Genomic DNA, 21713 nt, shown 5'->3' with positions numbered 1-21713 from the left:
GTCAGCTGTCAACCGGCCCCCTGCACGGCGTTATGGCGTGCCCCGCCCCCGTGCGGCCGACCGCTCCCGCGGGGCGGACCCCCCGCGCGCGGCTCCCCGCTCCTCCCGCGGGGCTCCCGGCCCGGCGGGGCCGGGGCCCGCGCGGAGTCCTGCCCCGCGACGGGCAGGCGCAGCGCCGCGCGGCCGCCCGCGTCCAGCCAGCGGGCGTAGCTGGGGCTGCGCCGTGCCGCCTCGGTGTGGGCCCGCCGCACATGGGTGATCACCGCGGGCGCGTCCGCCGCGGCCGGGGACGCGGGGTGCCACCCCAGCAGGTGGCGCCAGACCAGGGGCGTGCCCGCGAGAGCGCGGGTGACGAGCCCCGGTGTCGCGGGGAACGTGGCACGGCACAGCCCCACCGCCCGCCCCACCTGCACCAGATGGACACAGGAGGCGGTGTCGGTCTCGTACACCCGCGCCGGGGTGAAGCCCGCCCGTACGCAGGCGGCCGCGAAGCAGTCGCCGAAGCAGCCGTCGCCGGGGACGTCCGCCCAGGCCTCGCCCGCCAGCTCCTCCAGCGCCACCTCCTCCCGGCCGGCGAGCGGGTGCCCCGTCGGGAGCATCGCGAACACCGGGTCGCGGGCCACCTCCGTCCACGCCAGCCGGCCGGCCTCGGGCGGGGCGCTCTCCCCGCAGGTGCCGATCAGGGCGTAGTCCAGCCTGCCGTCCACGGCCTGCGCGGCGATCTCCCGCTCGGACCAGGAGGTGTGCGTGGCCACGTTCGCCTCCGGCTGCGCCGCCGCGAGCCGGTCGACCAGCCCGCCGAGCAGCGGGCCGTGCGTCCCGCCCAGCCGGAAGCCCTGCCGGCCGCCCTCCCGGGAGCGGGCGAACCGCACCGCCTCCTCCTGCAGTTCGTGCACCGCGGGCAGGACCACCCGGGCGCGGTCGAGTACCAGCTCACCCAGTGCCGTGGCCCGCACACCGCTGCGGCCGCGCTCGAACAGCGCGCCCCCGAGCGACCGCTCGATCCTGCGCAGCTGCGCGCTGAGCGCCGGCTGGGCCAGCCCCAGAGCCGTCGCCGCCTTGGTCAGGCTGCCGGCCTCCGCGATGGCCCGGATCGTCTTCAGATGCCGCAACTCCAGTTCCATGGACGCAGCTTGGCGTCGCGGGACCGCCCCGGCAAGGAGTTGGTCCATACCAGTGACCGGGAGCGGCGGCGGGCCCGCCCGAGCCGGTGCGCCCGCACCCGCTACCGGCCGGGGCGACCGGGATGAAACGATGGCGCGGATCCACCGGCCGACCGGCCCGTGACCTCCGCCGGGCGGCCCAGCCGGGCGGGCGGACACGCCGAACGCACACACAAGGAGGACGGGCCGTGCCCGCTCCACGGATGAGCACGACACCGCTGCCCGGCATCGGTGTCCAGTACGACCTCACCACGCGCGAGCACCGGCACCTGTCGGTGGTCGCCCACCGGGACGGGACCCGGTCGGTCAACGTCTACCGGTCCGACGACCCCGACGCCTGCGCCCAGTCGCTGCACCTGACCGGCGCCGAGACGGCCTCGCTGATCGACGCCCTGATGCCCGACCACCACAACCCCAACGTCCTGCACACCACCGACCTCGGGCTGGTCGCGGAGCGCGTCGAGCTGTCCGCCCACTCGGTGTGGAACGGCAGGGTGATGGGGGACATGCGGCTGCGCACGGAGACGGGGGTGTCGGTGGTCGCGGTGCTGCGCCGGGCCGAGGCCGTCCCCTCGCCGGGGCCGGACTACCGCCTCGCCGGAGGGGACACGCTGATCGTCGTCGGCACGCGCGAGGGCGTCGACGCCGCCGCCGGGATCCTCGGAAGGGAGTGATCGGTGCACTCCGCTGTCTTCCTGATCGAGTTCGGCGCGATCATCCTCGGCCTCGGCCTGCTCGGGCGCCTCGCGGGGCGGTTCCGCTTCTCGCCCATCCCGCTGTACCTGCTGGCCGGCCTGGCCTTCGGCGAGGGCGGCCTGCTGCCGCTCGGCGCGAGCGAGGAGTTCGTCGCCATCGGCGCCGAGATCGGCGTGATCCTCCTGCTGCTGATGCTCGGCCTGGAGTACACCGCCAGCGATCTGGTCTCGAACCTGAAGTCCCAGTACCCGGCGGGCCTGGTCGACTTCACCCTCAACGCCCTGCCCGGCGCGGCCGTGGCACTCCTCATGGGCTGGGGCCCGGTGGCCGCGGTCGTCCTCGCGGGCGTGACCTGGATCTCCTCCTCCGGCGTCATCGCCAAGGTCCTCGGCGACCTCGGCCGGGTCGGCAACCGGGAGACCCCGGTGATCCTCAGCATCCTGGTCCTGGAGGACCTGGCCATGGCCGTCTACCTGCCGATCATCACCGCGCTGCTCGCCGGCGTGGGCCTGGCCGCGGGCAGCGTCACCCTCGCCATCGCCCTGGGCGTCGCCGGGCTGGTCCTCTTCGCCGCCCTGCGCTACGGGCGCGTCATCTCCCGCTTCGTCAGCAGCGACGACCCCGAGAAGCTGCTGCTCGTCGTCCTCGGCCTGACCCTGCTGGTCGCAGGGATCGCCCAGCAGCTCCAGGTGTCCGCCGCGGTGGGCGCCTTCCTCGTCGGCATCGCGCTGTCCGGCGAGGTGGCCGAGGGCGCCCACACCCTGCTGAGCCCCCTGCGGGACCTGTTCGCCGCGGTCTTCTTCGTCTTCTTCGGCCTGCACACCGACCCGGCGGAGATCCCCCCGGTGCTGCTGCCCGCCCTGGCGCTGGCGGCCGTCACCGCGCTCACCAAGGTCGCCACGGGCTACTGGGCGGCCAGGCGCGCCGGTATCGGGCCGAGGGGCCGCTGGCGGGCCGGCGGCACCCTCGTCGCGCGCGGCGAGTTCTCCATCGTGATCGCGGGCCTGGCGGTCTCCGCGGGCATCCAGCCCGCCCTCGGGCCCCTGGCCACGGCCTATGTGTTCATCCTGGTGGTCCTCGGGCCGCTGACCGCGCGGTTCACCGAGCCGATCGGCACGCGGCTGACCGCCCGGCTGGCAGCCCGGCGCACCCCCCCGCCCCCGCCGCCCGTCGCCCCGGAGCCGGACGCCCTCGGGGAGAGGGTCGAGGCGCGCGACTGACGGCGCTCCCGTCCCGGCTCCCGCCGGAGCCGGGACGGGCGGCCGTTCCCCGCGTCACCCGCCGCCCCCTCGGGGCAGGCGGGTGCGCAGCCGCTCGTGGACCCACGCGAGCGGCGGATACACCAGCGCTCCGCCGCGTACGGCGAGGAACAGCGTCTCCGGGTGCGCCGCGGCGGGCGTGTGCAACCGCTCCACCAGGCCCGCCGACAGCGCCGGCCCCGCCACGTAGCCGGGCAGGACGCTCACCCCCGCGCCCGCCACCACCGCGGCCAGCACCGCCCTCAGGTCGGGCACCGTCACGGCCACCGGATTCGCCGGGCGGGCGCCGAACTCGCGCAGCCAGTACTCCCGGACGCCCGGCAGACCGGCCGCGTACCCCACCAGGGGAAGATGGGCCAGGGCGGCGGCCGGGTCCTCGGCCAGCCATCCGGGCTCGACGGTCGCCGCCAGCGACGGCGGCCCCACCAGGACCGGCCCCTCCCGGGCCACCGGTGTCGCAGCGAGCTCCCGCCCGGCCGGGCGCACCTCGGACACCACCAGGTCCACCTCCCCGGCGGCCAGCAGCTCCAGCAGCCCGGCGCCCGGCGCCGCGGACACCCGCAGCCGCAGGCCGCGCGCGGCGGCGGGCGCCAGCAGGGGCAGCACCCGGAGGGCCACCAGCTCCGCCGGGCCGCCGATCCGGACCGTCCCCGCGGGCGGGCCGCCGGCCGCCGCCGGGTCCAGGGCCGCCCGCAGCTCGTCCAGGGGGGCGCCCACCCGCGCCGCGAGGCGCGCCGCCGGAGCCGTGGGCGCCGTGCCCGCCGCACCGCGCAGGAACAGCCGCTGCCCCAGCTCCTCCTCCAGGCGGTCGAGCCGCTCGCCCACCTCCTGCCGGGACAGCCCGAGGCGCCCGGCCGCCGCAGCAACGCCGCGCCGGTACACCTCCAGGAAGGTCCACAGCAGGTCGAGGCCCGTCATTCCCGGCCCCCTCCTCCGCAGGAAGGCTGACGTCCTCCATGATGCCCCGCAGCCGCGTCCCGGCGCGGCGGCGCCGAGCGGCCGGGCCCGCCGGGACGCCCCGACCCGCCGCGACGACACAGGCGAGCCGTCCCGTCACCGGGGGTGACGACCGGCTAGCCTGTTCGCGGCGCACGGAGGAACATGGGTTCCGCAGACGCGGCGCCTCGCACACGGCGAGCGGCGCTGCAGCGCGCAGCGGCTCACCGGAGCCCCGACAGCCGGACGTGGTGATGAACGACAAGACGACCCGGTCCGTGACCGCCCCGACCAGCGAATCCGCCTACGGCGCCCCCTGCTGGGTCAGCCTGATGGCCCGCGACCTCGGGGCCGCCCAGGACTTCTACGGCACCGTCCTCGGCTGGGAGTTCCGCAAGGGCAGACTCGGGGACGACTTCACCATCGCCCTCGCCGACGGTGTCCCCGTCGCCGGGATCGGGGCGCTCGCACCGAGGCTGACCGTCGCCGTGGCCTGGACGCCCTACTTCGCCGTCGAGGACGCGGACGTCGCCGGGGCACGGATCCGCGAGCGCAGCGGCACCGTGGCCGTGGGGCCGATCTCCCTGTCGACCGGGCGCGGGCTGCTGGCCGCCGACCGGGACGGGGCCGTGTTCGGCGTGTGGGAGGGCGAACTGGTCCACGACTGGCCCGCCTGGCGCGACCACGCCCCCGCCTGGATCCGGCTGCTGTCCCGCGACGCCTTCGACTCGGCCATCTTCTACGGCGAGGTCTTCGACTGGGCCGGCGGCCGCGCGGGCTGCTGCGAGGTGACCTACGCCGAGGGCGCGGTGCTGCTCCACCGCGACGGGCGCGTCCTCGCCCGCCTCACCTCCGGCGCCGACCCCACCTCGGGCAACCCCCTGCTGCATCCGCGCTGGCACGTCCACTTCGCGGTGAAGGACGTCGAGGAGACCGCGAGCGCCGCCCGCCGGTGCGGCGCGACGCTGCTCGGCGAGCGCTCCACGTCGACCGGGGCGGAGGTGAGCCTGCGCGATCCCGACGGCGCCATCTTCACCGTCTCCTCCTACGACGGCATGGTGCCCGCCCTGCCCCACCCGCTGGTCCACTGACCGCGCCGCCCGGCGGGGCGCCCACCGGACCCGCCCCCGGGCGGCGGCGGTGACGGACGGTGACGCTCCGTCTGGCGGACGGGGTCGCACCGGACCACAATGAGGCTCCGGACGGACGTCGTTCCGCCGTGTGCCGGGGGTTCGCAGAAACCGGGAGACACACGATGCTGATGCCCGACACGAGCGTCGTCAGCAGGCTCGTCGCACGCTACCGGGCCCAGGAGCACCGGCTCCTCCACGCCCCGCACGACGAGCAGGCCCGCCGGACGTTCGAGGACACCGCCTACACGCTGTGCGTGCTGATGTGCGAGCGCACGGCCCGGGAGGCGGTCCTCGCCGCGGAGCGGTACGTGCGCCTGCAGATGGCGTCCGGCCCGCAGAACCTGACCGGGCGGACGGCCGCCGAGGGCTGCTGACGCCCCCCGCCCGTGCCCGGCGCGCCCCGTGCGCGCCGGGCACGGGCGCGGACGCAGGGCCCCGCCCGGGGGCCGGGAAGGAGCATGGTGCCCGACGCACGCCCACGGCGGTCGGGGGCCGTCGCCGGCCTCCTGCGGCGGCGCAGGGACCCCGTCGTCGCCCAGACCCTGCGCTCCAGCGCGGCGGCCACCCTCTCCTATGTCGTCGCCCTGCAGCTGAGCAGCGAGCCGGTGCCGCTGACCGCCCCCCTGACGGCGCTGCTGGTCGTCCAGGTCACGCTCTACTCCACGCTCACCACCGGTATCCGCCGGGTGAACGCCGTCGTGGTCGGGGTGCTCATCGCCATCGGCTTCAGCGTCCTCGTGGGCCTGAGCTGGTGGAGCCTCGGCCTCGTCATCATCGCCGCCCTGGTCGTCGGGCGGCTGGCGCGGGTCGAGGAGTTCGTGCCCGAGGTGGCCATCAGCGCGATGCTGGTCCTCGGCGTCACACAGGTCGCCGACACGGCATGGGACCGGGTGCTGGAGACGCTCATCGGCGCCGTCGTCGGGCTGCTCTTCAACACGGTGCTCGTGCCGCCGGTCTGGGTGGCGTCCGCGGGCGACTCCATCGAGGACCTCGCCCGCCGGATGCGCCGGCTGCTCCTGGGGATCGGGGACGAGCTCACCCGCACCACGCCCGTCGAGCGGGCCGCCGAGAAGCTCCACGAGGCCCGCCGCCTGGACAACGACGTGGCCGAGGTCGACGCGGCACTGCGCCAGGCGGAGGACAGCCTGCGGCTCAACCCGCGGGTCAAGGAGGGCCTGCTCAACCGGATCGTGCTGCGCACGGGCCTGGACACCCTGGAGATCTGCGCCGTGGTCCTGCGGGTCATCGCCCGCACGGTCACGGACCTGGCCAAGCACCGCCGGGACGAGGACCTCTTCCCCCGCCGGGTGGGTTCGGCGCTCCAGGACGTCCTCGGGCACGTCGCGGACGCCATGGTCAGCTTCGCGGTGCTGGTCACCTCCGGCGACAGCGGGAACGCCGACGCAGCCGAGGCCCGGCTGGCCGGCGACCTGTCCGCGGCGCGCGCCAGCCGGGACACCGCGGCCGACCTCCTGCTCGAAGGCGTCCAGAGGTCCCCGCGGCAGTGGCAGCTGCACGGGGCGCTGCTGACGGAGATCGACCGCATCCTCGACGAGATGGACCTCGACCACCGCTCCCGCCGCCTGATGGAGGAGCTGGACCGCCACACCCGGGAGCAGCGGGCCCGGCGCCCCCGGCTGTCCGCGCTGCGCGACCGCGCGACCGGGCGGAGGCCGGGGGGCGGCGACGGCGCCCGCCGCCCCGCGGCCTCCGGCAGCGGCGGCGGGCGCCGCTGACGGCGCGGTGCCCTGCCGCGAGGGGCCGGGTCAGGCGGCGTCCTGCGTCGCCTCGGTGCGCAGGCGGTCGCAGGAGCGGCTGATCAGCCGGGAGACGTGCATCTGGGAGATGCCCATGGTCCGGGCGATGGAACTCTGCGTCATGTCGCGGAAGAACCTCAGGTAGAGGATGCGCTGCTCGCGCTCGGGCAGGCGCCGCAGCCCGGGCTTGACGGCCTCCCGGTCCACCAGGACGTCGAGGGCCGGATCGCTCGCGCCGAGCGTGTCGCCCAGCGCGTGGCCGTCGTCCGCGCCCGGCGCCTCGGCCTCCAGCGACAGGGCGCTGAAGCTGTCGAGGGCGGCCAGGCCCACCAGGGTGTCCTCCTCGCTGAGCCCGGCGCGCTCGGCGGTCTCGGCGACCGTGGGGGACCGGCCCGAGGCGGACTGGGCCAGCTCGCCGCGGGCCGTGCGCACCCGGTTGCGCAGGTCCTGGACCCGGCGCGGGACGTGCAGGGCCCACAGGTGGTCCCGGAAGTGGCGCTTGACCTCGCCGACGATGGTGGGCACCGCGTAGCTCTCGAAGGCGCCACGCTCCGGGTCGTAGCGGTCCACGGCCTTCACCAGCCCGAGGGCGGCGACCTGCCGGAGGTCGTCCAGCGACTCGCCCCGGTCGCGGTACCGCCCGGCGATGCGCTCGGCCATGGGCAGCCAGGCCGCCACGATCTCCTCCCGCAGCTCCCGCCGCGCGGGTCCCTCGGCGAGGCCGGCCAGCTCCCGGAAGGCGGCCGAGGTGTCCGGGGCGTCGGGGTGGCGGCGCCGCCGGGCGGCGGGTCGCGAAGAGCGGTGGTCCATGGCGCACCTCGAACGAGCAGGTCGGGGCGGCGGCCGTCCGCGGCGGCGGTCCGGGTGTGCGTGCCCCGGCACGGGCCCGGACCCCGCGGCGGTGTGCTCCGGGGCACACGACGCGCCTGCCCGGACCGCGGCTCCCGGAAACACCCGCTTTCGCCCTGTTTCCCCCGGGCGTCGGGGAGGGGAGGCCCGCAGTCCGCATCCGGACCGCGTAGCGGCGGCGTGTGCGGGTACCCGCCAGACGGGCCGCTCCGCGGCACCCGGTGGCCGGGTCCGGCGCGCCGGGCAATAGTCGAGGAGTCGCCGCCTGCGGCAGGCGCCGCAGGCGGACCCCACGGCCAGAGAGGCGGGACCCGATGGACTCGGCAGGAGCGGGGGCATCCGACGGGCGGTTCTCCGTCACCGGCGAGTGGCGCGGCGAGGTGGCCGTCCTCGCCCTCTCCGGGGAACTCGACCACGACACCGCCGAGCCCCTGCGGGAGGCACTCGCGGAGGCGGTGGCCCAGCGCCCCGCCCGGATCGTCGTCGACTGCGGGGAACTCGGATTCTGCGACTCCACCGGGCTGAACGTCCTGCTCCACGCACGGCTGGAGGCCCAGGAGGCGGGGTGCACCGTCGAGGTCGCGGCGCTGCGCCAGCCGGTGGCCCGCATGTTCGAGATCACGGGGGCGCACGGCGTCTTCCGTGTCCACGCCGACCTCGACGCGGCACTGGCGGGAGGCCACCCCGCCTGAGAAGACGCACCCCTCCGTCCACGGGAGCCGACCGATGAGCAGCGGCCTTCGCCCCGACCCGAGCGTCCAGCGGCGCCGCCTCGCCCTGTTCGGCACCCGGGGGGTCGTGGGCCGGTGCCGCGACTTCACCCACGAGGCCCTCGACGACTGGGGCTGGCCGCGGCCCGCCGGGCCGGGCGCCGACCGGGGGGACGGTGCGGGGGAGTGCTCCGAGGACGTGCTGCTCCTCGTCTCCGAGATCGTCACCAACGCCTGCCTGCACGCCGGGGGCCCGAGCGAGCTGTCGCTGGAGCAGCGCGGGCTGCGCCTGCGGATCGAGGTCGCCGACGGCAGCCCGGAACTCCCGCGCCGCCGGCCCACCGCGGGCCCGGCCCAGCCGGGCGGCCACGGTCTGATGGTCCTGGAGCGGCTGGCCGGGCGCTGGGGGGCCGAGCGCCGCGGGACGGGCAAGGTCGTCTGGGCGGAGGTCCTGCGGCCCGGGCCCTGACCCCGGCGCGGCACCCCGCCGGCGACGTCAGCGGCCGTCCGACATCCCGGCCCGCAGCCGCGCCAGGATCCCCGAGAGCAGCCGCGAGACGTGCATCTGGGACAGCCCCAGCCGCTCGCCGATCTCCGCCTGGGTGAGTTCGTCGCGGAACCGCAGGGTCAGGATCGCCCGGTCGCGCTCGTCGAGCGCGGCGATCAGCGGACGCAGCGACTGGAGCTCCTCCACCAGGGCGAAGGCGGGGTCCTCGGTGCCCAGGCGCCGCGCGACCGGGCCCTCCCCCTCGTCCTCGCCCACCGCGGCGTCGAGCGACTGCGCCGCGTAGCCGTTCGCCGCCAGCTCGCCCTCGACCACCTCGGCCTCGCTGACGTGCAGCCGGTCGGCGAGCTCGGCGGTCGTCGGCCGGTGGCCCAGCTCCTGCTCCAGGCCGTCCATCGCCCTGGCCAGGCCGATGCGCAGCTCCTGGAGGCGCCGGGGCACCCGCACGGACCAGCTCGAATCCCGGAAGTAGCGCTTGATCTCGCCGGTGATCGTGGGCAGCGCGAAGGAGGTGAACCCCGCCCCGTGCGACGGGTCGAAGCGGTTGATCGCCTTGATCAGGCCGACGGTCCCGACCTGGACCACGTCCTCCATCGGCTCGGAGCGGTGGGCGAAGCGCGCGGCGGCGTAGCGCACCAGGCTCAGGTTCAGCTCCACCAGCGTGTTGCGGACGTAGGCGTACTCGGCGGTGCCCTCCTCCAGCGCGGCCAGCCGGGTGAGGAGCACCGCGGAGAGGGGCCGCGCGTCCGCCGGGCCGACGGACGAGGGGACGGGCGGCAGCGCCGCGAGGGTGGTGCCGGGGCCGACGCCGTTCCCGGCGGCGCCCCGCGGGGGAAGCCCGCCGCCGGACGCTGCCGCCCGGCCGGCGGGGGGTGCGGGGAGGGAGCTGGACATCGGATTCCTTCGACGGAGCGGGGGCCGGCGCTGTCGGATGCAGCGGGACCGTCGGTTTCATCCCTATTCTCGCAACTTTTCCGGTTCAGATGCGTTGAAGCGCCGGTCCGGGGAAACCGCAGGGCCATGGGACACGCACCGGGAAGGACACGGAGGACGGGGTATCCGCCCGGCTCCGCGGAGAGCAGGCGCTTCCTGCTGGAGCAGGGCCAGGGTGCCGTGGGGCACTGCCGCGACCTCACCCGCCGGGCACTGCGCGACTGGTACGCGCTCCAGGGCCCCGAGGGCGCCCTGGCGGCCGGGGACGTGCTGCTCCTCGTCTCCGAGGTCGTGACCAACGCCTACCGCCACGGCGGCGGGCCCCGGGAGCTGGAGCTGGTCCGCGGCCCCGGCCGCCTGTGGGTCCGGGTCGGCGACGCGAGCACCGCCCGCCCGCGCCCGCCCGCCCGGCACCGTGCCGACCGGACCTCGGGACACGGCCTGTACCTGCTCCAGCGGCTCGCCGCAGAGTGGGGCTGGACCCGCCGCGGCGACGGCAAGGCGGTGTGGTTCGCCGTCGACCTCCCCGGCTGAGCCCCTGCCGGGAAGCCCGCCCGGCCGGGCGGCTCCGGCTCCGGATGGCGGGCGCAGGGGTGCGTGCCACAGTGGAGAGCGGAAGGCGCCCCGTGGGCAGCACCCGCGACCGGGCGGTCGGCGACCGCGGAGAGGACCGCACGATGTTCGGAAGGTTCAAGGCCAAGGCCAAGGAGCTCAGGGGCCGGATGGAGGAGTCCGACGGCATCGTGCTGGAGGACGAGCGCAGGAAGCGGGAGGGGCGGCGCATGGCCGAGCAGGGCCGGGCCGAGGCCGAGGCCGCGCGCGCCAGGTCCGCCCGCCGCCACCACGGCCGGCACGCGAAGTAGGCTCCGGCGCTCCCGAGGGCCGGGCGCCCCGATGGCGCGGGTCCCCGGGCGCCGTTCCCGCCGCGTGGGCGCAGGCCGCGAAGGAGCGGGCCCGTTCGGGCGAGTCGCGGACCGTGGGCAGGCCGTCCCACCGAGGATGTCTCCTGCGCGCGCCGCGGGGGCAGGCGCTCCCGTACCGGAGCCGAGGGCCCCACGTACGACCAGCTCCACCAGGAGGCCGGGAAGCGGGGCGTCAAGGGCCGGTCGGGCATGGACAGGCGGCAGCTCAGGCGCTCCCCCGGCGACCGGGCCCGGCTCCCGCCCGGCGCAGGCCGGGACCGCGCCGCCCGCGGTCCCGGCCTGCGCCGGGGGCCGCGGGCGGCGATCCTCGAAGTGGGGACGGCCCGCGGAGGCCGGAGCCGCACTCAGGGAAGGACGGGACCCATGACCGACAACGGGCAGGAGCAGCCGGGCACCGGCGGCGGACCCCGGGGGGTGGACCCCGCGACGCTGAGCGAGCCGGACCTGCTGCGGGAGCTGGAGGCCATCCACCGCAGCCGCCACGACACCCTGCTGCACGGTTCGGCCGCCGCGCTGGCGGCCCATGACACGCGGATGGGCGACCTGGAGGCCGAGTACCTCAGGCGCCACCGCGACCGGGCGCCCGCCGCGGGCCGCACCCGGGAAGGCGCCCGCGCCCGGGGGGCCTGAGCGCCCCGGTCCTCGGCATCGCCCCGGTCCCGGCACCGCCCGCCCGGCCGCCCCGGCCGGGCGGGCGCGGACGCGCCCCGGCTCCCCGGCGGCCCCGGCCCTCGCGCGGGCCGCGCCGCCGGGGGACGCCGTCACCGGCCGGAATCGAGGACCCCGGTGAGGGCCCCGAGGAAGGCGTCCAGGTCTCCCGGCCGCCGGCTGGTCACCAGCGGCCCGGCGCCCGCGCTGCAGACCCGCACCGGTTCGTCCAGCCAGATGCCGCCCGCGTTGGTGATGTCCGTGCGCAGACTCGGCCACGAGGTGAGCGTGCGGCCCCGGACCACGTCGGCCTCCACCAGGAGCCACGGGGCGTGGCAGATGGCCGCCACGGGCCTGCCGTCCTCCATGAAGGCCCGGGCGAAGGCCACCGCCCGCACGTCCGTGCGCAGGGCGTCGGGGTTGGCGACGCCTCCGGGCAGTACGAGGGCGCCGTAGTCCGCGGGGGACGCCTCCGCGACGACCTCGTCGACCGGGAAGGCGTCCGCCGCCTCCAGCCGACGGAAGGCCCGCACCGTGCCCGGGCGGGTGGCGAGGAGCCGGGTCTCGTGCCCGGCGCCCCGCAGGGCCTGCCAGGGCACGGTGAGTTCGATCTGCTCCACGCCCTCGTGGGCGGTGAGAAACGCGATCCGCATGGCCGGCTCCCTTCCGCGGGGGGCTTCCCGCTCCGGGCGGGCGCTCCCGCCCGCGGTGACCCCGGGTACCCGCGGCGGGCGGAGTGACACGTGGCAGCGGGGGAGCGGCCGGAGGCGGCCGGGAGCCCGCCCGGCGGGCCCGAGCCGCCCCGTGCGTGCCCGCCCCCTCCGGTCCACCGGGCCCCTCAGTCGGCCGGGCGGGCGAACGCCTCCAGGATCCGCTCCGCCGCCAGCGTGGCCGTGAGCCTGCCCGCGCGCACCTCGGTCTCCACCCGGGCGGCGACCTCCCGCACCTCCGGGTGCCGCCGGAGGCGGTCCATCAGCGTGTCGCGGACCATCGACCAGGTCCAGCCGATCTGCTGCTCCCGCCGCTTCGCGGCGAGCCGCCCGGTCGACTGCAGCAGGCTCCGGTGCTGCTCCAGCCGCTCCCACACGGTGTCGAGTCCGGTGCCCTCCCGGGCGCTGCAGGACAGCACGGGCGGGGTCCAGGCGGCCTCGGCCGCACCGCCTTCCCCGGGCCCCGCCGAGGCGTGCCCGTGGGGGTGCATCAGGCGCAGGGCGCCCGCCAGCTCCCGTGCGGCGGTGCGGGCCTCGCGTTCGTGGGGACCGTCGGCCTTGTTGACGGCGATCACGTCGGCCAGTTCCAGCACGCCCTTCTTGATGCCCTGGAGCTGGTCGCCGGTCCGGGCGAGGCTGAGCAGCAGGAAGGAGTCCACCATGTCGGCGACCGCGGTCTCCGACTGGCCGACGCCGACCGTCTCCACCAGCACCACGTCGTAGCCCGCGGCCTCCATCACGATCATCGTCTCGCGGGTCGCCTTGGCCACCCCGCCGAGGGTGCCCGCGCTCGGGGAGGGGCGCACGAAGGCCGCCGGGTCCACCGACAGGCGCTCCATCCGGGTCTTGTCGCCCAGGATCGAGCCGCCGGTCCGGGTGGACGACGGGTCCACCGCCAGCACCGCCACCCGGTGCCCGCGGCCGGTGAGCATCGTGCCCAGCGCGTCGATGAAGGTCGACTTGCCCACGCCGGGGACACCGCTGACACCCACCCGGGCGGCGTCGCCGCTGTAGGGCAGCAGCTCCGTCAGCAGCCGCTGCGCGAGCGGCCGGTGGTCGGGCCGGGTGGACTCCACCAGGGTGACGGCCCGGGCGGTGTACGCCCGGGAGCCCTCCCGCACGCCCTTCACATACGCATCGAGGTCGATCGTCGGCGGCATGGGTTCCTAGAGGTCGTGGCCGAGCGAGCGGGCGAGGGTGTGCACCAGGTCCCGCGCGGCGTCCGGGATCACCGTGCCCGGCGGGAAGACGGCCGCGGCGCCCGCGTCGTGCAGCGCCTGGACGTCCTGCGGGGGGATCACACCGCCGACGACGATCATGATGTCCTCGCGGCCCTCCGCCGCCAGTTCCTCGCGCAGCGCCGGCACCAGCGTCAGGTGCCCGGCGGCGAGCGAGGAGACGCCCACGATGTGCACGTCCGCCTCGACCGCCTGCCGCGCCACCTCGGCGGGCGTCTGGAACAGCGGGCCGACGTCCACGTCGAAGCCCAGGTCGGCGAAGGCGGTCGCGATCACCTTCTGGCCCCGGTCGTGCCCGTCCTGGCCCATCTTGGCGACCAGGATGCGCGGGCGGCGCCCCTCGGCCTCCTCGAAGGCGTCCACCAGGGCGCGGGTGCGGTCCACGGACGGCGACTCCCCTGCCTCGTTGCGGTACACACCGGAGATCGTACGGATCTGGCCGGCGTGCCGGCCGTACACCTGCTCCAGGGCGTCGGAGATCTCGCCCACGGTCGCCTTGGCGCGGGCCGCGTCCACGGCGAGCGCCAGCAGGTTCCCCTCCAGGGAGTCGCCCCGCGACGGCCCGTCCTGCGCGGCCCGCGTCAGCGCCGCCAGTGCCGCCCGGCAGGCCGCCTCGTCGCGCTCCGCCCGCAGCCGCCGCAGCTTCTCCACCTGCTGGGCGCGCACCTGCGAGTTCTCGACCTTGAGCACCTCGATCTGCTCGTCGGAGGCCACCCGGTACTTGTTGACGCCGATCACGGGCTGCCGGCCGGAGTCGATCCGCGCCTGGGTCCGTGCCGCCGCCTCCTCCACGCGCAGCTTCGGGATGCCCGCGTCGATCGCCGCGGCCATGCCGCCCGCCGCCTCGACCTCCTCGATGTGCTGCCAGGCCCGGTGGGCGAGGTCGCGGGTGAGCCGCTCCACGTAGGCGCTGCCGCCCCAGGGGTCGATCACCCGGCCGGTCCCCGACTCCTGCTGCAGCAGGAGCTGCGTGTTGCGGGCGATGCGCGCCGAGAAGTCGGTCGGCAGCGCCAGCGCCTCGTCCAGGGCGTTGGTGTGCAGGGACTGGGTGTGGCCCTGGGTGGCCGCCATCGCCTCGACGCAGGTGCGGGTGACGTTGTTGAAGACGTCCTGCGCGGTCAGCGACCAGCCCGAGGTCTGCGAGTGGGTGCGCAGCGAGAGCGACTTGGGGTTCTTCGGGTCGAAGCCCTTCACCAGCTTCGCCCACAGCAGCCGGGCGGCGCGCAGCTTGGCGACCTCCATGAAGAAGTTCATCCCGATCGCCCAGAAGAACGACAGCCGCGGGGCGAACGCGTCCACGTCCAGCCCGGCCCCGATGCCCGCGCGCAGGTACTCCAGGCCGTCGGCGAGGGTGTAGGCGAGCTCCAGGTCGGCCGTGGCCCCGGCCTCCTGGATGTGGTAGCCGGAGATGGAGATCGAGTTGTAGCGCGGCATCCGCTGCGAGGTGTACGCGAAGATGTCGGAGATGATCCGCATCGAGGGGCCGGGCGGGTAGATGTAGGTGTTGCGGACCATGAACTCCTTGAGGATGTCGTTCTGGATGGTCCCGGCCAGCTTCTCGGGCGGTACGCCCTGCTCCTCGGCGGCCACGATGTACAGCGCCAGCACGGGCAGCACCGCGCCGTTCATCGTCATCGACACGCTCATGCGGTCCAGCGGGATGCCGTCGAACAGCTGGCGCATGTCGTAGATCGAGTCGATCGCCACGCCCGCCATGCCGACGTCGCCGGTCACCCGGGGGTGGTCGCTGTCGTACCCCCGGTGGGTGGGCAGGTCGAAGGCGACCGACAGGCCCTTCTGCCCGGCCGCGAGGTTGCGCCGGTAGAAGGCGTTGGACTCCTCGGCGGTGGAGAACCCGGCGTACTGCCGGATGGTCCAGGGCTGGTTGACGTACATCGTCGGGTACGGCCCGCGCAGGAAGGGGGCGACGCCCGGATAGGTCGCCAGGAAGTCGACGCCCTCCAGGTCCCGGTCGGTGTACAGCGGCTTGACCGGGATGCCCTCGGGCGTCTCCCACACCAGCTCGCCCGCGTCCTTGCCGGTGGACGCCTCCACGGCGGCCCGCCAGTCCTGCTCGGTCGCCCGGCCCGCCTCGGCGGGGCCCAGCTCGATCCCCGTGAAGTCAGGGATGCCCATCACGCCACTCCGATCCGGTCGAGGACGGAGCCCAGGACGGCGACCGCGTCACCGCCCGCGACGACGAACTCGTCGACCCCGGCCTTCTCGTACGTCTCCCGCAGCCCGCCGGGCCGCCCGGCGAGGAACACCCGCACCGCGCCGGCCGCCTTCAGCGCCTCGGCCACCCCGGCCGCGCCCTCCTCGTAGAGGGCGTCGCTGGAGCAGATGCAGGCGACCGCGGCGCCGCTGGCGGCGAACGCCCGCCCGGCCGCGGCCGCGGCCGCTTCCATGGGCATCGGCCCGTGGACCGGCTCGATGCCCCCCGCCTGGAACAGGTTGGCCGCGAAGGTCGCCCGGGCGGTGTGCGCGGCCGCCGGGCCCAGTGCCGCGAGGAAGACCTTCGGGCGGGCACCGGTCGCCGCCAGATGGGCGTCGGACCGGGCGCGCAGCTCCTCGAACCGCTCGTCCCGGCGGACCACGGGCAGCCCCCCGGCGGGCCGCCCGGGCGCCGGGTCGCGCTCCACCGCCGCCTCGGACAGCAGCGGGAACTCGCTCACGCCCGTCACCGGCTCCCGGCGGGTCGCCAGCCGCCGTGAGCGGGCCTCCCAGGTCGCGGCGATCCGCTCGCCGACCAGCCCGCCGCGGAGCGCGGCCGCCTGCCCGCCCGCACGCTCGATCTCCTGGAACCACGCCCAGCCGGCCCGGGCGACCTCCTCCGTCAGCCGCTCCACGTACCAGGAGCCTCCCGCCGGGTCCACGACCCGGCCCAGGTGGGACTCCTCCAGCAGGATCGTCGAGGTGTTGCGCGCGATCCGGCGGGCGAAGGCGTCCGGCAGCCCGAGCGCGTGGTCGAAGGGGAGCACGGTGACCGCGTCCGCCCCGCCCACCCCGGCGGCCAGCGAGGCGACCGTCGTGCGCAGCATGTTCACCCACGGGTCGCGGCGGGACATCATCACCGGCGAGGTGACGGCGTGCTGCCGCTGCGCGGCCCCGCCGCCCGCCACGCCGGAGACCTCCGCGACCCGGGACCACAGCCGCCGCGCCGCGCGCAGCTTGGCGATGGTGAGGAACTGGTCGGCGGTCGCCGCGTAGCGGAACTCCAGCTGGCCCGCCGCGGCCGACGGCTCCAGCCCGGCCGCGGTCAGCTCACGCAGCCAGGCGACGCCCGTGGCCAGGGCGCAGCCGAGCTCCTGGGCCGTGCTCGCGCCCGCCTCGTGGTACGGCAGCGCGTCCACGGTGACCGCCCGCAGCTGCGGGTGGCGGGCGGCGCAGCGCGCGGCCAGCCCGGCCGCGGCGGCGACGCCCTCGGCCAGCGCCCCGTGGTCCCCGGTGCGGGCCGCGAGGCCGTAGGGGTCGGCGCCCAGGTTCCCGAGCGCCGCCTCCGGGGCGATCCCCCGCTCCCCGTACAGCGCCAGCAGCGCCTGTGCCGCCGCCTCGAACCCGGGCCCCGCGTCCAGGACGACCGGTGCGAGGTCCAGCAGGACGCCGTCCAGCGCCGTGCCGAGCGCCTCGACCGGCACGCCCGCCGGGCCGACCGTGAGCCAGAGCGAGGTCACGCCGCTCTCCAGGTCGGCGAGGACCGCCTCGTTGGTGCGTGCCGCGTCGGGGCGGTCGTGCCGCTGGCGCACGTCCCAGCCGGAGAGCACGCCGCCCTCGGCCCGCCCGCCGCGCACGTAGGGGGCGAAGCCGGGCAGCCCGGGCGTCGCGGCGCCGCTGCCGGCGGTGTAGAGGGGACGGGTGGTGATCCCGTCCTCGAGTGCCGTGGACAGGGCGTCCTCGGCGGCCGAACCCTGTGCGTCCTTGCCGGACTTGCGGAGGACGCCTTCCACGAGGCGCTGCCACTGCTCGTGCGTCGCATCCGGGAACTCGGCGGCCAGAGAGAACCCGTCATCGGGGAGGACCGTCATGCTCAGATGCTAGGCCAGCGCCACGAAGGAGCGGAGAGGACAGGGCTGTGACCTTGCCCTCTTCGGTCCGCACTTGATCCACCGCGCTGCGTGCACTATCCGGAAGTCCGTGGACATGACAGCGAGCCGGGGACATGCGGAGGCCCTCGCCGGGTAGCCGGGGGGGCACGGCGCGCCGGGAACGACGGCGCTCCGGGAGGGACCGGGTGCCGCTTGCGGGCAGGGCCCGCCGGGCGGCACGACGCATGCGGAGAAGGAAGCAGGTGGACCAGATGGGGATCGGCGGATGCATCATCCTGATCGCCGCGGGAGCCATACTCACGTTCGGCACGGACTGGCAGGTCGACGGGGTCAACCTCGACGTCGTCGGGATCATCCTGATGGCCGTGGGCCTGATCGGCGTGGCGACCTTCACCAGCATCGCCAAGCGGCGGCGGGTGCTGATGCCGCAGCAGGGCGCCGTGGTCGAGGAGCACCCCGACCGGCACCCCCGCTGACGCCGGGCCCCGTCCCCGGGCCCGGCGGCCCGGGGACGGGGACGGGGCCGGACGACACGAAGGGGGCCGGGGCGTTTGAGGCCCCGGCCCACGGGCACCCGGACACCGCCCCGGGGCCCGCGCCCCCCGCCCGCGCTGCGACCGGCGCGGCCGTCCCCGGCGCCCGCCCGCCGCGCGACAGGAACCGAGGAGCGCAGACATGCGAGCAGCAGCGCCCGACGACGCACACCTGGCCCGGCTCGGACAGCAGCTGCGGGTCGACGCGGTACGCGCCGCGGACGCCGCCGGCTCCGGGCACCCCACCTCGGCCATGTCCGCCGCCGACATCGCCGCGGTGCTCCTCGCCCGCCACCTGCGGTACGACTTCGACCGGCCGGACCACCCCGGCAACGACCGGCTGATCCTCTCCAAGGGGCACGCCTCCCCGCTGCTCTACGCCATGTACAAGGCCGCGGGCGCCGTCGACGACGCCGAACTGCTCACCTTCCGCACCCGCGACAGCAGACTGGAGGGCCACCCCACGCCCCGCCTGCCGTGGGTGGACGTGGCCACCGGGTCCCTGGGCCAGGGCCTGCCCATCGGCGTCGGCATGGCCCTGGCGGGCAAGGCGCTGGACCAGATCCCCTACCGGGTCTGGGTCCTCTCCGGCGACGGGGAGATGGCCGAAGGCTCGGTCTGGGAGGCGGTGGAGCACGCGGGGCAGGAGCGGCTGGACAACCTCGTCCTGCTGATCGACGTCAACCGCCTCGGCCAGCGCGGACCCACCCGCCTCGGCAGGGACCTGGGTGCCTACGCCCGCCGCCTGGAGGCCTTCGGCTGGCACACCCTGCGCGTCGACGGCCACGACACCGCCGCCGTGGACGCCGCACTCGCCGCCGCCGACGCCACCGCCGGACGCCCCACGGCCGTCATCGCCGGGACCGACAAGGGACACGGCGTGGCGGAGGTCCAGGACCGGGAGGGCCGGCACGGCAGGCCCCTGCCCGACGCGGAGGCGGCGGTGGCCGAACTCGGCGGACGCAGCGAGCTGCGCGTCGACGTCGCACCCCCGCCCGAGGTGCGGATCCGCCGCCGCCCGCCCGCGCAAGGGCACCGGCCCCCCGTCTTCGACCGGGGCGGACAGACGGCCACCCGCGATGCCTACGGCCGGGCCCTGGCCGCGCTCGGAACCGTACGCGGCGACGTCGTCGCCCTCGACGCCGACGTCGGCGACTCCACCCGCACCGAGTTCTTCGGCAGGGAGCACCCCGGGCGCGCCTTCCAGTTCCACATCGCCGAGCAGCAGCTCGTCGCCGCCGCCGTCGGCATGGCCTCCCGCGGCTGGAACCCCTTCGCCGCCACCTTCGCCGCCTTCCTCACCCGCGCCCACGACGTCATCCGGATGGCCGCCGTCAGCCATGCGCCGATCCGGTTGGTCGGATCGCACGCGGGCGTCTCCATCGGCGAGGACGGCCCCTCCCAGATGGGCCTGGAGGACCTGGCCATGATGCGGGCCGTCCCCGGCAGCACCGTCCTCTACCCCTGCGACGCGCCCCAGACCGCACGGCTGGTCGCCGCCATGGCCGACGCACCGGGCGTCGCCTACCTGCGCACCACCCGCTCGGCCACCCCCGTCCTCTACGGACCCGAGGACGCGTTCCCGATCGGCGGATCCCGCGTGCTGCGCTCCTCCGATCGCGACCGCGCCTGCATCGTGGCCGCCGGCGTGACCGTCCACGAGGCGCTCGGAGCCGCGCGCCTGCTGGACCGCGAGGGCATCGCCGTGCGCGTCGTCGACGCCTACTCGGTGAAACCCGTCGACGCCCGCACCCTCCAGCAGGCGGCCGACGACACCGGCTGCCTGCTCACCGCCGAGGACCACCGGCCGCAGGGCGGCCTCGGCGACGCCGTGGCCGAGGCCTTCTCCGACGGCAGGCCCGCCCCCCGGCTGGTGCGCCTCGGGGTGCGCGGCGTCCCGGCCTCGGCGACCGGGGCCGAGCAGCTGCACGCCGTGGGGATCGACGCCGAGTCGATCGCCGCCGCCGTGCGGCTGCTCGTCGCGGAGGCGATGGTGAGTCCATGACCGGCGCCGCGACCGCGGCCCGGGCGGCACCATCGCCCGGGCCCGGCGCCGCCCCGCGGGACGGCCCGCCGGGGGACCAGGCGCGGGAGGTGGCGCGGTGACACAGGACGGCGGCTCCCCGGAGGGCGCCCGCCCGGAGCGGCCCGGACGGGGCGGCGACCCGGCCCGCACGGGCCCCGCGCACGAGGGCGCCTGGCCCGGCCGGGAGGCCGAAGCGGAGCGCGGTCTGCACCCGGTCGGACCGCGCGGCCGCCACGAGACCGAGGAGGAGCGGGCGGACCGCCGCTGGATCGACCTCCTGCAGGAGCTGCGCGTCGCCCAGACGGGCGTGCAGATCCTCTTCGGCTTCCTGCTCACCGTGGCCTTTCAGCCACGCTTCTCCGAACTCTCCGGTACGGACCGGGCCATCTACACCGTCACCGTGCTGCTCGGAGCGGCCACCACGGGCGCCCTGGTCGCCCCCGTCGCCCTCCACCGCACGGTGACGGGCCGCCGTCTGAAGCCGCAGACGGTGGACTGGGCCTCCCGGCTGACCGTCGTCGCGCTCCTGCTGCTGCTGTGCACCATGGCGTGCGCACTGCTGCTGATCCTGCGCGTCGCCGTGGCCGACGCCGATGCGATGTGGCTGGTCGGGGCCATGGTCGCCTGGTTCGTCCTGTGCTGGTTCGTGCTGCCGCTGTGGCTGCGGGCACGGGAGCGCGGCGACCGGGACGGCTGAGCCCCGGAACGGCGACCGGGCGGCCGAGGAGCCGGACCGCCCCGCCCGGGGCCGCCCGCCGGGAGGCGCAGCGGGGGTGCGGGGCGCCCCCGCGCGGGCCCTTTCGCGCATGACGTGAAATCAGCCGTCGTCCCCCCGGGAATGTTTGGGGCCGATGCTTCATCTCACCCGTACGGCGGTAGGGTGCGCGGACCGCCAGCAGTGGTGGCGTGTCTTCGTGGAGGAACCAAGTGAGAGAGAAGAACAGGGCGTTGCGGCGCTCGGCGGCCCTCGTCGCCGCGGCCGCGGCCGGGGCCCTCGGCGTCGGCCTGACGGCCGTGCCCGCCGCGGCCCACACCCCGACGTGGTCGGTCACCTGCGAGCAGGTGGACATCAAGCTGACCAACTACGGCAACCACACCGAGAACACGGTGACGGTCACGGTGGACGGCAAGGACCTGCTGCCGACCGAGACCTTCGCCAACGACTTCGAGCGCGTGCTCGAACTGCCCGAGCACGACAAGGAGGTGGCGGTCCGCCTCGTCGTCGTGGCCCAGGACGGCGAGCAGTTCTCGCGCGACGAGACCAAGACCGCACCGGTCTGCGAGGAGCCCACCCCCAGCCCGAGCGAGCCCACGCCGACTCCGAGCGAGAGCTCCCCGACGCCGACGCCGACGCCGAGCGAGTCCAGCCCGGCGCCCAGCGCGACGCCGGGCACCGAGGCCCCCACCCCGGCGCCGAGCCCCTCGGAGCCCGGCCTGGCCGAGACCGGCTCCTCCGGCTCCACCCCGCTGATCGCGGGCGCCGCCGCCGTGGTCGTCGCCGCCGGTGCCGGCATCATGTGGGCCTCCCGCAGGCGCCGCAGCACCCAGAGCTGACCACAGCACCTCCCCGCCCCCTCCCGCCGCGGCGGAGAGGCGAGCGGGACGAGCGGCCGGGCCGTCACGGCCCGGCCGCTTCCCTCTGCCGCGG

The 21713-nt window shown here is 76.2% G+C and carries 22 protein-coding genes; 14 read left to right on the top strand and 8 right to left on the bottom strand.

Features of this window, described 5'->3' with window-relative positions; all coding sequences use genetic code 11:
• Positions 1-8 precede the first annotated feature (8 nt).
• Positions 9-1124 (bottom strand): LysR family transcriptional regulator, encoded by a 1116-nt coding sequence (locus ACGF15_RS08030; RefSeq protein ID WP_362615464.1) that lies wholly within the window; start codon positions 1122-1124, stop codon positions 9-11.
• Between the two features lie 242 nt (positions 1125-1366).
• Here ACGF15_RS08030 and ACGF15_RS08025 point away from each other — a divergent pair, with 242 nt between their 5' ends.
• Both ACGF15_RS08025 and ACGF15_RS08020 read left to right on the top strand, forming a co-directional pair.
• Positions 1367-1837, top strand: coding sequence for a cation:proton antiporter regulatory subunit (locus ACGF15_RS08025; protein ID WP_392797225.1), 471 nt, complete (start codon positions 1367-1369; stop codon positions 1835-1837).
• 3 nt (positions 1838-1840) lie between these two features.
• The gene (locus ACGF15_RS08020; RefSeq protein WP_362615462.1) at positions 1841-3079 is read left to right on the top strand and encodes a cation:proton antiporter; all 1239 of its coding nucleotides are present in this window, start codon (positions 1841-1843) and stop codon (positions 3077-3079) included.
• Between the two features lie 54 nt (positions 3080-3133).
• Here the strand turns inward: ACGF15_RS08020 and ACGF15_RS08015 are convergent, their stop codons facing one another.
• The gene (locus ACGF15_RS08015) at positions 3134-4036 is read right to left on the bottom strand and encodes a LysR family transcriptional regulator (RefSeq protein WP_362615461.1); all 903 of its coding nucleotides are present in this window, start codon (positions 4034-4036) and stop codon (positions 3134-3136) included.
• A 272-nt stretch (positions 4037-4308) separates the two neighbouring features.
• Between ACGF15_RS08015 and ACGF15_RS08010 the strand changes: the two genes are divergently transcribed.
• The 3 genes from ACGF15_RS08010 (at position 4309) to ACGF15_RS08000 (ending at position 6923) form a co-directional block, all read left to right on the top strand.
• A complete protein-coding gene (locus tag ACGF15_RS08010) occupies positions 4309-5145 on the top strand; it encodes a VOC family protein (protein WP_345615606.1) in 837 nt (278 codons plus the stop codon).
• A 170-nt stretch (positions 5146-5315) separates the two neighbouring features.
• Positions 5316-5561 (top strand): DUF5133 domain-containing protein, encoded by a 246-nt coding sequence (locus ACGF15_RS08005; protein ID WP_345615605.1) that lies wholly within the window; start codon positions 5316-5318, stop codon positions 5559-5561.
• Positions 5562-5645: 84 nt separating this feature from the next.
• Positions 5646-6923 (top strand): aromatic acid exporter family protein, encoded by a 1278-nt coding sequence (locus ACGF15_RS08000; RefSeq protein ID WP_345615604.1) that lies wholly within the window; start codon positions 5646-5648, stop codon positions 6921-6923.
• A gap of 30 nt (positions 6924-6953) precedes the next feature.
• On the opposite strand, the gene ACGF15_RS07995 is transcribed toward ACGF15_RS08000, so the two are convergent.
• On the bottom strand, positions 6954-7754 hold the full coding sequence (locus ACGF15_RS07995; protein ID WP_345615603.1) for a SigB/SigF/SigG family RNA polymerase sigma factor: 801 nt from the start codon (positions 7752-7754) through the stop codon (positions 6954-6956).
• Positions 7755-8107: 353 nt separating this feature from the next.
• Between ACGF15_RS07995 and ACGF15_RS07990 the strand changes: the two genes are divergently transcribed.
• Complete coding sequence (locus tag ACGF15_RS07990) at positions 8108-8485, top strand: STAS domain-containing protein (protein WP_256523659.1); 378 nt, start codon at positions 8108-8110, stop codon at positions 8483-8485.
• A 34-nt stretch (positions 8486-8519) separates the two neighbouring features.
• Positions 8520-8972: an ATP-binding protein gene (locus tag ACGF15_RS07985; protein WP_392797221.1), complete on the top strand. Its 453-nt coding sequence runs from the start codon at positions 8520-8522 to the stop codon at positions 8970-8972.
• A 27-nt stretch (positions 8973-8999) separates the two neighbouring features.
• Here the strand turns inward: ACGF15_RS07985 and ACGF15_RS07980 are convergent, their stop codons facing one another.
• Complete coding sequence (locus ACGF15_RS07980) at positions 9000-9902, bottom strand: SigB/SigF/SigG family RNA polymerase sigma factor (RefSeq protein ID WP_345615601.1); 903 nt, start codon at positions 9900-9902, stop codon at positions 9000-9002.
• Positions 9903-10028: 126 nt separating this feature from the next.
• Here ACGF15_RS07980 and ACGF15_RS07975 point away from each other — a divergent pair, with 126 nt between their 5' ends.
• The 3 genes from ACGF15_RS07975 to ACGF15_RS07965 all read left to right on the top strand — a co-directional run bounded on the left by ACGF15_RS07975 (position 10029) and on the right by ACGF15_RS07965 (position 11494).
• The gene (locus tag ACGF15_RS07975) at positions 10029-10475 is read left to right on the top strand and encodes an ATP-binding protein (protein WP_392797219.1); all 447 of its coding nucleotides are present in this window, start codon (positions 10029-10031) and stop codon (positions 10473-10475) included.
• 92 nt (positions 10476-10567) lie between these two features.
• Positions 10568-10804, top strand: a complete 237-nt coding sequence (locus ACGF15_RS07970) for a hypothetical protein (protein ID WP_345615599.1) — start codon at positions 10568-10570, stop codon at positions 10802-10804.
• Positions 10805-11227: 423 nt separating this feature from the next.
• Complete coding sequence (locus tag ACGF15_RS07965) at positions 11228-11494, top strand: DUF6158 family protein (RefSeq protein ID WP_360649416.1); 267 nt, start codon at positions 11228-11230, stop codon at positions 11492-11494.
• 131 nt (positions 11495-11625) lie between these two features.
• On the opposite strand, the gene ACGF15_RS07960 is transcribed toward ACGF15_RS07965, so the two are convergent.
• From ACGF15_RS07960 to ACGF15_RS07945, 4 genes are all read right to left on the bottom strand, one after another.
• A complete protein-coding gene (locus ACGF15_RS07960) occupies positions 11626-12165 on the bottom strand; it encodes a type 1 glutamine amidotransferase domain-containing protein (protein WP_392797216.1) in 540 nt (179 codons plus the stop codon).
• A 185-nt stretch (positions 12166-12350) separates the two neighbouring features.
• Positions 12351-13382, bottom strand: a complete 1032-nt coding sequence (gene meaB, locus ACGF15_RS07955; protein ID WP_345615596.1) for a methylmalonyl Co-A mutase-associated GTPase MeaB — start codon at positions 13380-13382, stop codon at positions 12351-12353.
• Positions 13383-13388: 6 nt separating this feature from the next.
• Positions 13389-15596, bottom strand: coding sequence for a methylmalonyl-CoA mutase (scpA, locus tag ACGF15_RS07950; protein ID WP_345615595.1), 2208 nt, complete (start codon positions 15594-15596; stop codon positions 13389-13391).
• Positions 15596-17485, bottom strand: coding sequence for a methylmalonyl-CoA mutase family protein (locus ACGF15_RS07945; RefSeq protein WP_392797214.1), 1890 nt, complete (start codon positions 17483-17485; stop codon positions 15596-15598). The genes scpA and ACGF15_RS07945 overlap by 1 nt, the downstream gene beginning before the upstream one ends.
• 272 nt (positions 17486-17757) lie before the next feature.
• Here ACGF15_RS07945 and ACGF15_RS07940 point away from each other — a divergent pair, with 272 nt between their 5' ends.
• The 4 genes from ACGF15_RS07940 to ACGF15_RS07925 all read left to right on the top strand — a co-directional run bounded on the left by ACGF15_RS07940 (position 17758) and on the right by ACGF15_RS07925 (position 21619).
• A complete protein-coding gene (locus tag ACGF15_RS07940; RefSeq protein WP_256523717.1) occupies positions 17758-17982 on the top strand; it encodes a DUF6458 family protein in 225 nt (74 codons plus the stop codon).
• 199 nt (positions 17983-18181) lie between these two features.
• The gene (locus ACGF15_RS07935) at positions 18182-20044 is read left to right on the top strand and encodes a transketolase (protein WP_392797212.1); all 1863 of its coding nucleotides are present in this window, start codon (positions 18182-18184) and stop codon (positions 20042-20044) included.
• Positions 20045-20270: 226 nt separating this feature from the next.
• Entirely contained in the window at positions 20271-20762 is a 492-nt protein-coding gene (locus tag ACGF15_RS07930) for a DUF6328 family protein (protein WP_345615647.1), read from the top strand.
• 230 nt (positions 20763-20992) lie between these two features.
• Positions 20993-21619: an LAETG motif-containing sortase-dependent surface protein gene (locus ACGF15_RS07925; RefSeq protein ID WP_392797210.1), complete on the top strand. Its 627-nt coding sequence runs from the start codon at positions 20993-20995 to the stop codon at positions 21617-21619.
• The last annotated feature ends 94 nt before the right edge of the window (positions 21620-21713 follow it).

This window comes from Streptomyces sp. NPDC048001, assembly GCF_043203115.1.
Lineage (GTDB): Bacteria > Actinomycetota > Actinomycetes > Streptomycetales > Streptomycetaceae > Streptomyces > Streptomyces sanyensis.
This window is presented reverse-complemented; position numbering and strand designations above follow the sequence as displayed.

Coding starts and splice junctions, on each gene's coding strand:
- ACGF15_RS08030 (WP_362615464.1), bottom strand. CDS start 1,124: ATGGAACTGGAGTTGCGGCATCTGAAGACGATCCGGGCCATCGCGGAG.
- ACGF15_RS08025 (WP_392797225.1), top strand. CDS start 1,367: ATGAGCACGACACCGCTGCCCGGCATCGGTGTCCAGTACGACCTCACC.
- ACGF15_RS08015 (WP_362615461.1), bottom strand. CDS start 4,036: ATGACGGGCCTCGACCTGCTGTGGACCTTCCTGGAGGTGTACCGGCGC.
- ACGF15_RS08010 (WP_345615606.1), top strand. CDS start 4,309: ATGAACGACAAGACGACCCGGTCCGTGACCGCCCCGACCAGCGAATCC.
- ACGF15_RS08005 (WP_345615605.1), top strand. CDS start 5,316: ATGCCCGACACGAGCGTCGTCAGCAGGCTCGTCGCACGCTACCGGGCC.
- ACGF15_RS08000 (WP_345615604.1), top strand. CDS start 5,646: ATGGTGCCCGACGCACGCCCACGGCGGTCGGGGGCCGTCGCCGGCCTC.
- ACGF15_RS07995 (WP_345615603.1), bottom strand. CDS start 7,754: ATGGACCACCGCTCTTCGCGACCCGCCGCCCGGCGGCGCCGCCACCCC.
- ACGF15_RS07990 (WP_256523659.1), top strand. CDS start 8,108: ATGGACTCGGCAGGAGCGGGGGCATCCGACGGGCGGTTCTCCGTCACC.
- ACGF15_RS07985 (WP_392797221.1), top strand. CDS start 8,520: ATGAGCAGCGGCCTTCGCCCCGACCCGAGCGTCCAGCGGCGCCGCCTC.
- ACGF15_RS07980 (WP_345615601.1), bottom strand. CDS start 9,902: ATGTCCAGCTCCCTCCCCGCACCCCCCGCCGGCCGGGCGGCAGCGTCC.
- ACGF15_RS07975 (WP_392797219.1), top strand. CDS start 10,029: ATGGGACACGCACCGGGAAGGACACGGAGGACGGGGTATCCGCCCGGC.
- ACGF15_RS07965 (WP_360649416.1), top strand. CDS start 11,228: ATGACCGACAACGGGCAGGAGCAGCCGGGCACCGGCGGCGGACCCCGG.
- ACGF15_RS07960 (WP_392797216.1), bottom strand. CDS start 12,165: ATGCGGATCGCGTTTCTCACCGCCCACGAGGGCGTGGAGCAGATCGAA.
- meaB (WP_345615596.1), bottom strand. CDS start 13,382: ATGCCGCCGACGATCGACCTCGATGCGTATGTGAAGGGCGTGCGGGAG.
- scpA (WP_345615595.1), bottom strand. CDS start 15,596: ATGGGCATCCCTGACTTCACGGGGATCGAGCTGGGCCCCGCCGAGGCG.
- ACGF15_RS07945 (WP_392797214.1), bottom strand. CDS start 17,485: ATGACGGTCCTCCCCGATGACGGGTTCTCTCTGGCCGCCGAGTTCCCG.
- ACGF15_RS07940 (WP_256523717.1), top strand. CDS start 17,758: ATGGGGATCGGCGGATGCATCATCCTGATCGCCGCGGGAGCCATACTC.
- ACGF15_RS07935 (WP_392797212.1), top strand. CDS start 18,182: ATGCGAGCAGCAGCGCCCGACGACGCACACCTGGCCCGGCTCGGACAG.